The organism is Escherichia sp. KS167_9B, from assembly GCF_030295215.1.
Classification (GTDB): domain Bacteria; phylum Pseudomonadota; class Gammaproteobacteria; order Enterobacterales; family Enterobacteriaceae; genus Escherichia; species Escherichia coli_F.
Genome location: NZ_AP025754.1, coordinates 211,275 through 227,085 on the forward strand (window position 1 = coordinate 211,275; position 15,811 = coordinate 227,085).

15 protein-coding genes are annotated in these 15,811 nt (G+C 52.3%); 8 read left to right on the top strand and 7 right to left on the bottom strand.

Going from position 1 to position 15,811, the window contains the following annotated elements; all coding sequences use genetic code 11:
- Positions 1-18 precede the first annotated feature (18 nt).
- The 5 genes from dnaE (at position 19) to tilS (ending at position 8,518) form a co-directional block, all read left to right on the top strand.
- Complete coding sequence (gene dnaE, locus QUE34_RS00950; RefSeq protein WP_001294748.1) at positions 19-3,501, top strand: DNA polymerase III subunit alpha; 3,483 nt, start codon at positions 19-21, stop codon at positions 3,499-3,501.
- 12 nt (positions 3,502-3,513) lie between these two features.
- Complete coding sequence (accA, locus tag QUE34_RS00955) at positions 3,514-4,473, top strand: acetyl-CoA carboxylase carboxyl transferase subunit alpha (protein ID WP_000055746.1); 960 nt, start codon at positions 3,514-3,516, stop codon at positions 4,471-4,473.
- Between the two features lie 97 nt (positions 4,474-4,570).
- Entirely contained in the window at positions 4,571-6,712 is a 2,142-nt protein-coding gene (ldcC, locus tag QUE34_RS00960; protein WP_032302429.1) for a lysine decarboxylase LdcC, read from the top strand.
- 56 nt (positions 6,713-6,768) lie between these two features.
- Entirely contained in the window at positions 6,769-7,158 is a 390-nt protein-coding gene (locus tag QUE34_RS00965; protein ID WP_000901098.1) for a VOC family protein, read from the top strand.
- Between the two features lie 64 nt (positions 7,159-7,222).
- A complete protein-coding gene (gene tilS / locus QUE34_RS00970) occupies positions 7,223-8,518 on the top strand; it encodes a tRNA lysidine(34) synthetase TilS (RefSeq protein WP_032302430.1) in 1,296 nt (431 codons plus the stop codon).
- 52 nt (positions 8,519-8,570) lie between these two features.
- Here tilS and rof read toward each other — a convergent pair whose 3' ends face one another.
- Positions 8,571-8,831 carry a Rho-binding antiterminator gene (rof, locus tag QUE34_RS00975; RefSeq protein ID WP_000062318.1) on the bottom strand — a complete coding sequence of 87 codons (261 nt, stop codon included), beginning with the start codon at positions 8,829-8,831 and terminating at the stop codon, positions 8,571-8,573.
- Positions 8,818-9,018: a YaeP family protein gene (locus QUE34_RS00980; RefSeq protein WP_000417058.1), complete on the bottom strand. Its 201-nt coding sequence runs from the start codon at positions 9,016-9,018 to the stop codon at positions 8,818-8,820. The genes rof and QUE34_RS00980 overlap by 14 nt, the downstream gene beginning before the upstream one ends.
- A gap of 165 nt (positions 9,019-9,183) precedes the next feature.
- On the opposite strand from QUE34_RS00980, the gene QUE34_RS00985 reads away from it, so the two are divergent.
- The 3 genes from QUE34_RS00985 to nlpE are packed head-to-tail and all read left to right on the top strand — an operon-like array spanning position 9,184 to position 10,872.
- Positions 9,184-9,729: a YaeQ family protein gene (locus QUE34_RS00985; protein WP_001185281.1), complete on the top strand. Its 546-nt coding sequence runs from the start codon at positions 9,184-9,186 to the stop codon at positions 9,727-9,729.
- Positions 9,726-10,148: an alternative ribosome rescue aminoacyl-tRNA hydrolase ArfB gene (gene arfB / locus QUE34_RS00990; protein ID WP_000605340.1), complete on the top strand. Its 423-nt coding sequence runs from the start codon at positions 9,726-9,728 to the stop codon at positions 10,146-10,148. The genes QUE34_RS00985 and arfB overlap by 4 nt, the downstream gene beginning before the upstream one ends.
- 13 nt (positions 10,149-10,161) lie before the next feature.
- Entirely contained in the window at positions 10,162-10,872 is a 711-nt protein-coding gene (gene nlpE / locus QUE34_RS00995) for an envelope stress response activation lipoprotein NlpE (protein WP_000239168.1), read from the top strand.
- Between the two features lie 155 nt (positions 10,873-11,027).
- On the opposite strand, the gene QUE34_RS01000 is transcribed toward nlpE, so the two are convergent.
- From QUE34_RS01000 to metQ, 5 genes are all read right to left on the bottom strand, one after another.
- Entirely contained in the window at positions 11,028-11,852 is an 825-nt protein-coding gene (locus QUE34_RS01000) for a YaeF family permuted papain-like enzyme (RefSeq protein ID WP_032302432.1), read from the bottom strand.
- Positions 11,853-11,904: 52 nt separating this feature from the next.
- A complete protein-coding gene (proS, locus tag QUE34_RS01005) occupies positions 11,905-13,623 on the bottom strand; it encodes a proline--tRNA ligase (RefSeq protein WP_105268447.1) in 1,719 nt (572 codons plus the stop codon).
- Between the two features lie 110 nt (positions 13,624-13,733).
- On the bottom strand, positions 13,734-14,441 hold the full coding sequence (tsaA, locus tag QUE34_RS01010; protein ID WP_032302435.1) for a tRNA (N6-threonylcarbamoyladenosine(37)-N6)-methyltransferase TrmO: 708 nt from the start codon (positions 14,439-14,441) through the stop codon (positions 13,734-13,736).
- Positions 14,438-14,842, bottom strand: a complete 405-nt coding sequence (gene rcsF / locus QUE34_RS01015; RefSeq protein WP_001202321.1) for an envelope stress sensor lipoprotein RcsF — start codon at positions 14,840-14,842, stop codon at positions 14,438-14,440. Before rcsF ends, tsaA begins: the two co-directional genes overlap by 4 nt.
- Before the next feature lie 117 nt (positions 14,843-14,959).
- Entirely contained in the window at positions 14,960-15,775 is an 816-nt protein-coding gene (metQ, locus tag QUE34_RS01020) for a methionine ABC transporter substrate-binding lipoprotein MetQ (protein WP_000874224.1), read from the bottom strand.
- Between the last annotated feature and the right edge of the window lie 36 nt (positions 15,776-15,811).

The window sequence follows — 15,811 nt, forward strand, 5'->3', positions numbered from 1 at the left end:
GTAAACCGGAATCTGAAGATGTCTGAACCACGTTTCGTACACCTGCGGGTGCACAGCGACTACTCGATGATCGATGGCCTGGCCAAAACCGCGCCGCTGGTAAAAAAGGCGGCGGCGTTGGGTATGCCAGCACTGGCGATCACCGATTTCACCAACCTTTGCGGTCTGGTGAAGTTCTACGGAGCGGGACATGGCGCAGGGATTAAGCCCATCGTCGGGGCAGATTTTAATGTCCAGTGCGACCTGCTGGGTGATGAGTTAACCCACCTGACGGTGCTGGCGGCGAACAATACCGGCTATCAGAATCTGACGTTGCTGATCTCAAAAGCGTATCAGCGCGGGTACGGTGCCGCTGGGCCTATCATCGATCGCGACTGGCTTATCGAATTAAACGAAGGGCTGATCCTCCTTTCCGGCGGGCGCATGGGCGACGTCGGGCGCAGTCTTTTGCGTGGTAACAGCGCGCTGGTAGATGAGTGCGTTGCGTTTTATGAAGAGCACTTCCCGGATCGCTATTTTCTCGAGCTGATCCGCACCGGCAGGCCGGACGAAGAAAGTTATCTGCACGCGGCAGTGGAGCTGGCGGAAGCGCGCGGTTTGCCCGTCGTGGCGACCAATGACGTGCGCTTTATCGACAGCAGCGACTTTGACGCGCACGAAATCCGTGTCGCGATCCATGACGGCTTTACTCTCGACGATCCCAAACGCCCGCGTAATTATTCGCCGCAGCAATATATGCGCAGCGAAGAGGAGATGTGCGAGCTGTTTGCCGACATCCCCGAAGCCCTTGCCAACACTGTTGAGATCGCCAAACGCTGTAACGTGACTGTGCGTCTCGGTGAATACTTCCTGCCGCAGTTCCCGACCGGGGACATGAGCACCGAAGATTATCTGGTCAAGCGTGCAAAAGAAGGCCTGGAAGAGCGTCTGGCGTTTTTATTCCCTGACGAGGAAGAACGTCTTAAGCGTCGCCCGGAGTATGACGAACGTCTGGATACTGAACTTCAGGTTATCAACCAGATGGGCTTCCCGGGTTACTTCCTCATCGTTATGGAATTTATCCAGTGGTCGAAAGATAACGGCGTACCGGTAGGGCCAGGCCGTGGTTCTGGTGCAGGGTCACTGGTGGCTTACGCGTTAAAAATCACCGACCTCGATCCGTTGGAATTTGACCTGCTGTTCGAACGTTTCCTTAACCCGGAACGTGTCTCCATGCCTGACTTCGACGTTGACTTCTGTATGGAAAAACGCGACCAGGTTATCGAACACGTGGCAGATATGTACGGCCGTGATGCGGTATCGCAGATCATCACCTTCGGTACAATGGCGGCAAAAGCGGTGATCCGCGACGTAGGCCGTGTGCTGGGGCATCCGTACGGCTTTGTCGATCGTATCTCGAAACTGATCCCGCCAGATCCGGGGATGACGCTGGCGAAAGCGTTTGAAGCCGAGCCGCAACTGCCGGAAATCTACGAAGCGGACGAAGAAGTTAAGGCGCTGATCGACATGGCGCGCAAACTTGAAGGGGTCACCCGTAACGCCGGTAAGCACGCCGGTGGGGTGGTTATCGCGCCGACCAAAATTACTGATTTTGCGCCGCTTTACTGCGATGAAGAGGGCAAACATCCGGTCACCCAGTTTGATAAAAGCGACGTTGAATACGCCGGACTGGTGAAGTTCGACTTCCTTGGTTTGCGTACGCTCACCATCATCAACTGGGCGCTGGAGATGATCAACAAGCGGCGGGCGAAGAATGGCGAGCCGCCGCTGGATATCGCCGCGATCCCGCTGGATGACAAGAAAAGCTTCGACATGCTGCAACGCTCGGAAACCACTGCGGTATTCCAGCTTGAATCGCGCGGCATGAAGGACCTGATCAAGCGTCTGCAACCTGACTGCTTCGAAGATATGATCGCACTGGTGGCACTGTTCCGCCCTGGTCCGTTGCAATCAGGGATGGTGGATAACTTTATCGACCGTAAACATGGTCGCGAAGAGATCTCCTATCCGGATGTGCAGTGGCAGCATGAAAGCCTGAAACCGGTACTGGAGCCAACCTACGGCATCATCCTGTATCAGGAACAGGTCATGCAGATTGCCCAGGTGCTTTCTGGTTATACCCTCGGTGGCGCGGATATGCTGCGTCGTGCGATGGGTAAGAAAAAGCCGGAAGAGATGGCCAAGCAGCGTTCTGTATTTGCTGAAGGCGCAGAAAAGAACGGGATCAACGCCGAACTGGCGATGAAAATCTTCGACCTGGTGGAGAAATTCGCTGGGTACGGATTTAACAAATCGCACTCCGCGGCCTATGCTTTGGTTTCATATCAAACGTTATGGCTGAAAGCGCACTATCCAGCGGAGTTTATGGCGGCAGTAATGACCGCAGATATGGACAACACCGAGAAGGTGGTAGGCCTGGTGGATGAGTGCTGGCGGATGGGGCTGAAAATCCTGCCACCAGATATAAACTCCGGTCTTTACCATTTCCACGTCAACGACGACGGCGAAATCGTGTATGGTATTGGCGCGATCAAAGGGGTAGGTGAAGGTCCGATTGAGGCGATCATCGAAGCCCGTAATAAAGGCGGCTATTTCCGTGAACTGTTTGATCTCTGCGCCCGTACAGACACCAAAAAGTTAAACCGGCGAGTGCTGGAAAAACTGATCATGTCCGGGGCGTTTGACCGTCTTGGGCCACACCGCGCGGCGCTGATGAACTCGCTGGGCGATGCGTTAAAGGCGGCTGATCAACACGCGAAAGCAGAAGCCATCGGTCAGGCTGATATGTTCGGCGTGCTGGCAGAAGAGCCGGAACAAATTGAACAATCCTACGCCAGTTGCCAACCGTGGCCGGAGCAGGTGGTGTTAGATGGGGAACGTGAAACGTTAGGTCTGTATCTGACGGGACACCCTATCAACCAGTATTTAAAAGAGATTGAGCGTTATGTCGGAGGCGTAAGGCTGAAAGACATGCACCCGACAGAACGTGGTAAAGTCACCACGGCTGCGGGGCTCGTTGTTGCTGCGCGGGTTATGGTCACCAAGCGCGGCAATCGTATCGGTATCTGCACGCTGGATGACCGTTCCGGGCGGCTGGAAGTGATGTTGTTTACTGACGCCCTGGATAAATACCAGCAATTGCTGGAAAAAGACCGCATACTTATCGTCAGCGGACAGGTCAGCTTTGATGACTTCAGCGGTGGGCTTAAAATGACCGCTCGCGAAGTGATGGATATTGACGAAGCCCGGGAAAAATATGCTCGCGGGCTTGCTATCTCGCTGACGGACAGGCAAATTGATGACCAGCTTTTAAACCGACTCCGTCAGTCTCTGGAACCCCACCGCTCTGGGACAATTCCAGTACATCTCTACTATCAGAGGGCGGATGCACGCGCGCGGTTGCGTTTTGGCGCGACGTGGCGTGTTTCTCCGAGCGATCGTTTATTAAACGATCTCCGTGGCCTCATTGGTTCGGAGCAGGTGGAACTGGAGTTTGACTAATACAGGAATACTATGAGTCTGAATTTCCTTGATTTTGAACAGCCGATTGCAGAGCTGGAAGCGAAAATCGATTCTCTGACTGCGGTTAGCCGCCAGGATGAGAAACTGGATATTAACATCGATGAAGAAGTGCATCGTCTGCGTGAAAAAAGCGTAGAACTGACGCGTAAAATCTTCGCCGATCTCGGTGCATGGCAGATTGCGCAACTGGCACGCCATCCACAGCGTCCTTATACCCTGGATTACGTTCGCCTGGCCTTTGATGAATTTGACGAACTGGCTGGCGACCGCGCGTATGCAGACGATAAAGCTATCGTCGGTGGTATCGCCCGTCTCGATGGTCGTCCGGTGATGATCATTGGTCATCAAAAAGGTCGTGAAACCAAAGAAAAAATTCGCCGTAACTTTGGTATGCCAGCGCCAGAAGGTTACCGCAAAGCACTGCGTCTGATGCAAATGGCTGAACGCTTTAAGATGCCAATCATCACCTTTATCGACACCCCGGGGGCTTATCCGGGCGTGGGCGCAGAAGAACGCGGTCAGTCTGAAGCCATTGCACGCAACCTGCGTGAAATGTCTCGCCTTAGCGTACCGACTATTTGCACCGTTATCGGTGAAGGTGGTTCTGGCGGCGCACTGGCGATTGGCGTGGGCGATAAAGTGAATATGCTGCAATACAGCACCTATTCCGTTATTTCGCCGGAAGGTTGCGCGTCCATTCTGTGGAAGAGCGCCGACAAAGCACCGCTGGCGGCTGAAGCGATGGGGATCATCGCTCCGCGTTTGAAAGAACTGAAACTGATCGACTCCATCATCCCGGAACCGCTGGGCGGCGCTCACCGTAACCCGGAAGCGATGGCGGCGTCTCTGAAAGCGCAACTGCTGGCGGATCTGGCCGATCTCGACGTGTTAAGCACTGAAGATTTAAAAAATCGTCGTTATCAGCGCCTGATGAGCTACGGCTACGCGTAATCAGCAAATGTTCTGAAAAGGGTCACTTCGGTGGCCCTTTTTTATCGCCATGGTTTGAGCGGGCTATGATTAAGGAAGGATTTTCCAGGAGGAACACATGAATATCATTGCCATTATGGGACCGCATGGCGTCTTTTATAAAGATGAGCCCATCAAAGAACTGGAGTCGGCGCTGGTGGCGCAAGGTTTTCAGATTATCTGGCCACAAAACAGCGTTGATTTGCTGAAATTTATCGAACACAACCCACGAATATGCGGCGTGATTTTTGACTGGGATGAATACAGTCTCGATTTATGTAGCGATATCAATCAACTTAATGAATATCTCCCGCTTTATGCCTTCATCAATACTCACTCGACGATGGATGTCAGCGTGCAGGATATGCGGATGGCGCTCTGGTTCTTTGAATATGCGCTGGGGCAGGCAGAAGATATCGCCATTCGTATTCGTCAGTACACCAACGAATATCTCGATAACATTACCCCGCCATTCACTAAAGCCTTGTTTACTTATGTCAAAGAGCGGAAGTACACCTTTTGTACGCCGGGGCATATGGGCGGCACCGCCTATCAAAAAAGCCCGGTTGGCTGTCTGTTTTATGATTTTTTCGGCGGGAATACCCTCAAGGCTGACGTCTCTATTTCGGTCACCGAGCTAGGTTCGTTGCTCGACCACACCGGGCCACATCTGGAAGCGGAAGAGTACATCGCACGGACTTTCGGCGCGGAACAGAGTTATATTGTCACCAACGGAACATCGACGTCGAACAAAATTGTGGGTATGTACGCCGCGCCATCCGGCAGTACGCTGTTAATTGACCGCAATTGTCATAAATCGCTGGCGCATCTGTTGATGATGAACGATGTAGTGCCGGTCTGGCTAAAACCAACACGTAATGCGTTGGGGATTCTGGGTGGGATCCCGCGACGAGAATTTACCCGCGACAGTATCGAAGAGAAAGTCGCTGCTACCACGCAGGCACAATGGCCGGTTCATGCGGTGATCACCAACTCAACCTATGATGGCTTGCTCTACAACACCGACTGGATCAAACAGACGCTGGATGTCCCCTCGATCCACTTCGATTCCGCCTGGGTCCCGTATACTCATTTTCATCCGATCTATCAGGGCAAAAGTGGTATGAGTGGCGATCGGGTGGCAGGAAAAGTTTTCTTCGAAACGCAATCGACCCACAAAATGCTGGCGGCGTTGTCGCAGGCATCACTGATCCACATTAAAGGTGAGTACGACGAAGAGGCGTTTAATGAAGCCTTTATGATGCATACCACCACTTCGCCCAGTTATCCCATTGTTGCTTCGGTTGAGACAGCGGCGGCGATGCTGCGTGGTAATCCGGGCAAACGGCTGATTAACCGTTCAGTAGAACGAGCGCTGCATTTTCGCAAAGAGGTCCAGCGGCTGCGGGAAGAGTCTGACGGCTGGTTTTTCGATATCTGGCAACCGCCGCAGGTGGATGAAGCCGAATGCTGGCCCGTTGCGCCTGGCGAAAAGTGGCACGGCTTTAACGATGCGGATGCCGATCATATGTTTCTCGATCCGGTTAAAGTCACTATTTTGACACCGGGGATGGACGAGCAGGGCAATATGAGCGATGAGGGGATCCCGGCGGCGCTGGTGGCAAAATTCCTCGACGAACGTGGGATCGTAGTAGAGAAAACCGGCCCTTATAACCTGCTGTTTCTCTTTAGTATTGGCATCGATAAAACCAAAGCAATGGGATTATTGCGTGGGTTGACGGAATTTAAGCGCTCTTACGATCTCAACCTGCGGATCAAAAATATGCTGCCCGATCTCTATGCAGAAGATCCCGATTTTTATCGCAATATGCGTATTCAGGATCTCGCGCAAGGGATACATAAGCTGATTCGTAAACACGATCTTCCCGGTTTGATGTTGCGGGCATTTGATACTTTGCCGGAGATGATCATGACGCCACATCAGGCCTGGCAACGACAGATTAAAGGTGAAGTAGAAACCATTGCGCTGGAACAACTGGTCGGTAGAGTATCGGCAAATATGATCCTGCCTTATCCGCCTGGCGTACCGCTACTGATGCCAGGAGAAATGCTGACCGAGAAGAGCCGCACGGTACTCGATTTTCTGCTGATGCTCTGTTCAGTGGGCCAGCGCTACCCCGGCTTTGAAACGGATATTCACGGCGCGAAACAGGACGAAGATGGCGTTTACCGCGTACGAGTCCTAAAAATGGCGGGATAACTTGCCAGAGCGGCTTCCGGGCGAGTAACGTGCTGTTAACAAATAAAGGAGACGTTATGCTGGGTTTAAAACAAGTTCATCATATTGCGATTATTGCGACGGATTATGCGGTGAGCAAAGCTTTCTACTGCGATATTCTCGGTTTCACGCTGCAAAGCGAAGTCTATCGCGAAGCGCGCGATTCGTGGAAAGGGGATTTGGCGCTTAATGGGCAATATGTGATTGAGCTTTTCTCATTTCCGTTCCCGCCGGAGCGCCCCAGCCGACCGGAAGCTTGCGGCCTGCGTCATCTGGCTTTTAGCGTTGATGATATCGATGCGGCAGTGGCGCACCTTGAAAGCCATAACGTGAAATGTGAAGCCATACGTGTCGATCCCTACACGCAAAAGCGCTTCACATTCTTTAACGATCCGGACGGACTGCCGTTGGAACTGTATGAGCAGTAAGGCTTGTCATCGCCATATTTGCCCGGTAACGTGCCGGGCATTGCTACTGTAAAATCGCACCATCATGACACTCACTCTCAATAGACAACTTCTCATCTCACGCCAGATTCTGGTGGCCTTTAGCGGCGGGCTTGACTCCACCGTTCTGCTGCATCAGTTGGTGCAGTGGCGGACGGAAAATCCGGGCGTCACCCTGCGCGCGATTCATGTGCATCACGGTTTAAGTGCCAATGCCGATGCCTGGGTTATGCATTGCGAGAACATCTGCCACCAGTGGCAGGTGCCGCTGGTGGTTGAGCGTGTGCAACTTGCGCAAGAGGGGCTAGGTATTGAGGCTCAGGCGCGGCAGGCACGTTATCAGGCATTTGCTCGTACCCTGTTACCTGGTGAAGTGCTGGTTACAGCGCAACATCTCGACGATCAATGTGAAACGTTTCTGCTGGCGTTAAAACGTGGTAGCGGCCCTGCAGGGCTTTCGGCTATGGCGGAAGTCTCGGAGTTTGCCGGAACGCGGCTGATCCGACCGTTGCTCGCCCGCACACGGGGAGAACTGGAGCAGTGGGCGTTGGCGCATGGTTTACGTTGGATTGAAGACGAAAGTAATCAGGACGACTCATACGATCGTAACTTCCTGCGCCTACGCGTAGTGCCGTTATTGCAGCAGCGTTGGCCGCATTTTGCCGAAGCAACGGCCCGCAGCGCCGCACTTTGTGCTGAGCAAGAGAGCCTGCTGGATGAACTGCTGGCAGATGATTTAGCACACTGTCAAACGCCGCAGGGGACGCTGCAGATTGCGCCAATGCTGGCGATGAGTGATGCCCGTCGCGCGGCGATTATCCGCCGCTGGCTGGCAGGGCAGAATGCACCGATGCCTTCCCGCGACGCGTTGGTGAGGATCTGGCAGGAAGTGGCGCTGGCGCGAGAAGATGCTTCCCCCTGTTTACGTTTGGGGGCGTTTGAAATCCGCCGCTATCAATCGCAACTGTGGTGGATTAAATCCGTCACTGGGCAAAGCGAAACCATTGTGCCGTGGCAGACGTGGTTACAACCGCTGGAATTACCGGCGGCGCTGGGAAGTGTACAGCTTACTGCGGGAGGCGATATTCGCCCTCCGCGTGCAGACGAAGCGGTCAGCGTGCGTTTCAAAGCGCCAGGATTGCTGCATATTGTCGGGCGCAATGGTGGGCGTAAGTTAAAGAAAATCTGGCAGGAACTGGGCGTACCGCCGTGGTTGCGTGACACCACGCCACTGCTGTTTTATGGCGAAACGCTGATTGCAGCGGCAGAGGTATTTGTGACGCAAGAAGGTGTGGCTGAAGGTGAGAATGGCGTAAGTTTTGTCTGGCGGCGAAACACTTAGTTAAGTGAAAGCCGGATAAGACGCATCAAACGTCGCATCCGGCGAAAGTCAATCAGGACTCGCTCACCACCACCGTACCAATTTCCGGGTGGCTAAAGCTGGTAATTTTATCCAGGCGTAGCTCGCGTGTTTCGCCAGCAGCTTCAACGACCAGATATTCCACATTTTTGCGGGAGACTAAATCGCTGGCCTTCCCCTGCAGTTTTTCGCCATCTTTCAGCTCAAGTGTCAGCATTAAATGATGCTGGCAGGCGAGCTCAAGATTATCGTAATCATCACAATTGATTGGTTGATACGTATCATTCATTGACATAATCGCTCACCAGTAAGTTTGCCGCAGCGTATGCTGCTTTTTCCCTGACAGCCTCAGAAAGGGCATCGTCGGCAGCCATTTCATTCAGCACTTTCAAAACGCAGCCCAGCGCGTCCGGAACGTATCCTAAGTCTCCGCTGGCGATTTCCGCGTACCGCTTGCGTATTAACTCACAATATTTTTCCACATGCCCTCCTGTCAGCACTCTGACTTAACCGTGGATGCAAGTCTAAGCCTACGAAGATAAACTCTGTTTCGCAAGGTGACTATACCACACTCATTTCTGCAATATCAGCGTCGCAACTGCACGTATTCCGTTACAATGGCCTCCTGATTCGAAAGGAGTTTTCTTATGGCGCTTAAAGCGACAATTTATAAAGCGACGGTTAATGTGGCCGATCTCGACCGCAACCAGTTTCTCGATGCCTCTCTGACGCTGGCGCGCCATCCTTCAGAAACCCAGGAGCGCATGATGCTGCGCTTGCTGGCGTGGCTGAAATATGCTGATGAACGTCTGCAATTTACCCGAGGTTTGTGTGCCGATGATGAGCCGGAAGCGTGGCTGCGTAATGATCATCTGGGCATTGATTTGTGGATTGAACTGGGATTGCCGGATGAGCGGCGGATTAAGAAAGCCTGCACCCAGGCCGCAGAAGTGGCGCTGTTTGCCTATAATAGTCGGGCGGCGCAAATCTGGTGGCAGCAAAATCAGAGCAAATGTGCGCAGTTTGCCAATCTTTCTGTCTGGTATCTGGACGACGAGCAACTGGCAAAAGTGAGCGCCTTTGCCGATCGTACCATGACGCTGCAGGCAACGATTCAGGATGGGGTGATTTGGTTATCGGATGATAAGAATAATCTGGAAGTAAACTTAATCGCCTGGCAACAACCTTCATGATTATGATTTCCCGACATGTTGCTATCCCCGATGGTGAGTTTGAGATCACTGCTATTCGTGCACAGGGCGCGGGCGGACAGCATGTGAATAAGACCTCAACGGCTATTCATCTGCGTTTTGACATTCGAGCGTCCAGCCTGCCAGAGTATTACAAAGAGCGCCTGCTCGCTGCCAGCCATCATCTGATTAGCAGCGATGGAGTGATAGTCATCAAGGCACAGGAATACCGCAGCCAGGAACTGAACCGCGAAGCGGCGCTGGCTCGGCTGGTGGCAGTGATTAAAGAATTAACAACAGAACAAAAAGCCCGACGACCGACACGACCTACCCGCGCATCAAAAGAGCGCAGGCTGGTATCGAAAGCACAAAAATCAAGCGTGAAGGCGTTGCGCGGCAAAGTGCGCGGCGGTCGGGAATAAAAAGAAGGAATGGATGGTGAAAAAAGCGATAGTGACAGCGATGGCTGTAATCAGCCTCTTTACTCTGATGGGATGTAATAATCGAGCCGAAGTCGATACGCTTTCTCCGGCGCAGGCCGCTGAACTGAAGCCGATGCCGCAAAGCTGGCGCGGCGTGCTGCCGTGTGCTGATTGCGAAGGCATCGAAACCTCTCTGTTCCTCGAAAAAGATGGAACCTGGGTGATGAATGAGCGTTATCTGGGGGCTCGTGAAGAACCTTCCTCTTTCGCCTCCTACGGTACATGGGCGCGAACCGCTGACAAACTGGTATTAACCGACAGTAAAGGTGAAAAGTCATATTATCGGGCGAAAGGAGATGCGCTGGAGATGCTCGATCGTGAAGGCAATCCGATCGAATCGCAGTTCAACTATACACTGGAACCGGCAAAATCCAGCCTGCCAGTGACGCCGATGACTCTACGCGGCATGTATTTTTATATGGCTGATGCGGCAACCTTTACTGATTGTGCGACCGGAAAACGTTTCATGGTAGCGAATAACGCTGAGCTGGAACGGGGCTATTTGGCTGCCCGCGGCAACAGCGAGAAACCAGTGTTACTGTCAGTAGAAGGTCACTTTACGCTTGAGGCTAATCCGGATACTGGTGCGCCGACCAAAGTATTTGCGCCCGATACGGCAGGTAAATTTTACCCGCACCAGGATTGCAGTAGTTTGGGGCAGTAAGCCATCGTGAGACAGAAACAAACGAAAAATTGCCTGATGCGCAGCGCTTATCAGGCCTACAGCCAATAATGCAACATTTTGTATTAGCAAGATTTTGTAGGCCGGGTAAGGCGCTCACGCCGCATCCGGCATTTTGTGCACGAGGCAGGCTTTTATCACTGAGTCAGTCCAACAAAGCGACTCGCTTTAATATAAATTCCTGGCTTCAGGTGCCCAACATAATGTAACTGCGTTTCTGGCTTAAACGCAGAGACATCGCCAGTACGCATATGCATCAGATCGGCAGGGCTAATCCAGCCAGACTGTGCCAGCGTAAGCGGATGTCCGGCTTTGGCAAATGCATCAGTGACAAATTCCGAACAAAACCACGACTTTTTGTCTCCTTCGCTCACACTGCTTAACTGCGCTTTCGCCAGGCCGCTGACGCACTGTTGGCGAAAATCCTCGGAGAACGGATTCAGTGAGCACATCTGGCGAGTCACCATAAATGGAATAAATTCGACAATGCCGCGATAGTTATAACCGCTATCTTTGATTTTATTGGCAAACGCGGTAATTTCTGTGGCTTGTTGCGGGGTAAGATCCGGGACTCGTAAGACGAAAAGCTTATCACTATGCTTCATCGCTTTTTTAAGGGAAACAATCTGGATGCCATCTCCTGTCGCTTCTGCAACGTTATTATCTCCCAAAAAGATTGCAACGTGGCTCACTGAGGAAGTGCTGAAGACGCGGATACCAAATGAGGTTACCCCGAGGCTTGAGGAGAACAGTAAATCGCCGGGTTTGAGATCAGGTTCTGTTATTTCTTTTATTGATTGTTCGGTGAAAGAGCTTTGATGCTGGAATTTGACTGCCCATGTTTTTGCCTTGGCATCTACCGCTGTGGCTGATGAGTCTGGTTGGCTGATATCAACGGTACAGGCCGAAAGTAAAAGAAAGCAGGGGAGAAGCAGGCAGCAGTACGCCTTTGGTTTATCCATTTTATACAATCCATGTAAAAAAGGGTCCTGAAATTCAGGACCCTTTCTGGCATCAGCCTTTAATCTGTTTCACCAGATAATCGACGATGTCACCGGTCTTAATTAACTGTTTCTCACCGTTACGACGGTATTTGTATTCGATATCGTCGTTGTCGAGGTTACGGTCGCCCAACACGATAGTGTGCGGAATACCGATCAGTTCCATATCAGCAAACATCACGCCCGGACGTTCTTTGCGGTCATCCAGCAGCACTTCGATACCCTGTGCGCGCAGTTCGCTATACAGTTTCTCAGCCAGCTCCTGTACGCGGAAGGATTTGTGCATGTTCATCGGCAGAATCGCCACCTGGAAAGGTGCGATAGTGTCAGGCCATACGATGCCGCGTTCGTCGTGGTTCTGCTCAATTGCCGCAGCTACTACGCGCGTTACGCCGATACCGTAGCAACCCATAGTCAGGATCTGATTACGGCCATCTTCACCCTGAACGGAGGCTTTAAGTGCTTCGGAGTACTTAGTACCCAGCTGGAAGATGTGACCGACTTCGATACCACGTTTGATCAGCAGCGTACCCTGTCCATCCGGGCTTGGATCGCCAGCCACTACGTTACGGATATCCGCAACTTCCGGGGTTGCGACATCGCGATCCCAGTTGATACCGAAGTAGTGTTTGCCATCGATGTTAGCACCAGCAGCAAAATCACTCATCGCCGCAACAGTACGGTCAATTACTACCGGAATCGGCATGTTTACCGGACCCAGTGAACCCGGACCGGCTTTAACCACGGCACGAATTTCTTCTTCAGTCGCGAAAGTCAGCGGGCTTGCAACCTGCGGCAGTTTCTCAGCTTTAACTTCGTTCAGCTCGTGGTCACCGCGAACCAGCAGCGCAACCAGCGGGAAGCTACTGCCTTCAACGGCTTTAACCAGCAGAGTCTTAACCGTTTTTTCAATCGGCAGATTGAATTGTTCTACCAGTTCAGCGATGGTTTTCGCGTTCGGCGTATCAACCAGCGTCATTTCCTGGGTAGCAGCAGCGCGCGGTTCTTTCGGCGCGATAGCTTCTGCCAGCTCAATGTTCGCTGCATAGTCAGAGGTGTCGGAGAAGACCACATCGTCTTCACCGCTCTGCGCCAGCACCTGGAATTCGTGAGAGGCGCTGCCGCCGATAGAACCGGTGTCGGCCTGTACGGCGCGGAAATCCAGCCCCATGCGGCTGAAGATTTTGCTGTAGGCCGCATACATTGCATCGTAGGTTTCCTGCAGGGATTCCTGAGAGGTATGGAAAGAGTAAGCATCTTTCATCAGGAATTCGCGGGAACGCATGACGCCGAAACGCGGGCGCACTTCATCACGGAACTTGGTCTGGATCTGATAGAAGTTCAGCGGCAGCTGTTTGTAAGAGCTCAGCTCGTTACGAATCAGGTCGGTAATCACTTCTTCATGAGTTGGGCCGAGTACGAACGGACGGTCACCACGGTCAGCAATACGCAGCAATTCCGGGCCATACTGTTCCCAACGACCACTCTCTTGCCACAGTTCAGATGGCTGAACCACCGGCATTAACACCTCGATCGCACCGGCGTTGTTCATCTCTTCACGCACGATGTTTTCGACTTTTTTCAGAACGCGCACGCCGGTCGGCAGCCAGGTGTATAACCCGGAGGCCAGCTTGCGGATCATCCCGGCGCGCAACATCAGCTGATGGCTGATCACCTCGGCGTCGGCAGGTGTCTCCTTAAGAGTGGAGAGCAGGTATTGGCTAGTACGCATGTTGTTACGGTTCCAGTTGGAAGGTAGAGCAGGCTCAAGGCGAGCCTGGGACAAAAAAAGTGATTTAGTTTACCAGTGCAAAAGAAATGTCAAAAGAGAAGGGCGCGAATTTAACGCGGTTCCAGCGCAAAGACTTCAAAACCAGCGTCGGTGACGCGCCAGCGAACGTTAAAATTATGTAGCCAGACGGCATAGGTTTTGCCCGTTTCCTCACCTTTACGATAGGCTGGACGCGGGTCCTGCGCCAGTACTTCGCGGATAAACAGCGTTAACTGCGGATAGCGCTTCTCCAATGTCAAAAGCTGCTTTTCGACCTCTAAGGTAAAACTCACCGCCATCTCTGCCGCTGGTGCACTTTGCGCATAGCTGGCACTGGCATCAGGAAGCGATTCGGCAAAGGGAAGATACGGTTTGATATCTACCACCGGCGTACCATCGACCAGATCCAGACTGCCGAGCTTCAGAATCACGCTATCTTTATGACAAATAACTTCCTTCAGCTCTACCAGCGACATACCAATCGGGTTAGGGCGGAAAGTAGAGCGTGTGGCGAAAACGCCCATTCTGGCGTTACCGCCGAGGCGCGGTGGACGCACTGTCGGACGCCAGCCGCCTTCCATTGTTTGATGAAAGACAAAAAGGATCCATAAATGGCTAAACGCTTCCAGGCCGCGAACGGCGTCGGCCTGGTTGTAGGGAGCAATGAGATGCAGTTCACCGTTGGCGCTTTTTACCAGACCTGGCTGGCGCGGAACGGCGAATTTTTCTTTATAGGGCGAGTGAATAACGCCTATTTGCTCGAACTGGAAACTGCTCATTTCGCCGTAATGTTAAGCGCAGAACCGATACATACAGCCTGACGATAACAGCCTGGCGTACCGCTGGTAACTTCGCAGCTATGCAGTAATACCGCATTGGCTTTCATTTTAGAGGCATTGATTTGCATCCGCTTACGCGCGGTTGGAATGCTCGGCGGAGAGTCCTGATTAGAGGCCTGGCAAGAATCGCCACTGACTTCACCGAGATCGCGGAATGGTTTGCCGACTAATTCTTCTGCATTGGTATAAATTCGGACCGGCGCGGCGCGCGGTGCTTTCGGTTTTGCAGGCTCCGCTTTCGGCTGGGGTGCAGTGCTTTGAACGGGTTCGACAGGGGATCTGCTTAACATGGAACAGCCGCTTAGCATGAGTGCTACTAAACAGATCGGTAAAGCACGCATAGTATTTCCTCAATGTATGATCAAAACGTCAATATTGAATCAGGAGCTTGTAAAAATGACAAGACGGGCAAGCGCCCGTCCTGAATGATATTACAAATTGTGGAAACAGCCTAAAAATTACCAGCCTTTAACAGCGCCTCCGTTAAACACTTTGTTTGCTGCTTCGTAAACTTCGTCAGACTGATAAGCCTGGACGAATTTCTTCACGTTCTCAGCGTCTTTGTTATCTTCACGCGTTACGATCAGGTTTACGTACGGGGAGTCTTTATCTTCGACAAAGATACCGTCTTTCGCCGGAGTCAGGCCAATCTGGCTGGCATAGGTGGTGTTGATAACCGCCAGAGCGATTTGCGCATCGTCCAGAGAGCGCGGCAGCTGCGGTGCTTCCAGCTCAACAATTTTCAGGTTTTTTGGGTTCTCTACAACATCAAGAACTGTTGGCAACAGGCCAACGCCATCTTTCAGTTTGATCAAGCCCACTTTTTGCAGCAGCAGCAGTGAACGACCAAGGTTAGTCGGGTCGTTTGGCACGGCAACCTGCGAACCATCCTGCAGTTCATCCAGCGATTTGATTTTCTTGGAGTAACCGGCAATCGGATACACAAACGTGTTGCCTACTGCGACCAGTTTGTAGCCACGATCTTTCAGTTGCTGATCAAGGTACGGTTTATGCTGGAAGGCGTTGGCGTCGATATCGCCTTTGCTCAATGCTTCGTTTGGCAGAACATAGTCGTTGAAGGTGACCAGCTCAACGTCCAGGCCATATTTGTCTTTCGCGACTTTCTGCGCGACTTCTGCAACCTGCTGTTCGGCACCAACAATCACGCCGACTTTAATGTGGTTTGGATCTTTTTCATCCTGACCGCAGCCTACCAGTGCCAGTGATCCAATCAGGGCTCCCACTGCCGCAAAGGTTTTGAATTTGAACGCCATACCTTATTCCTTCTTCAATTATTTATGTTGTGTTGA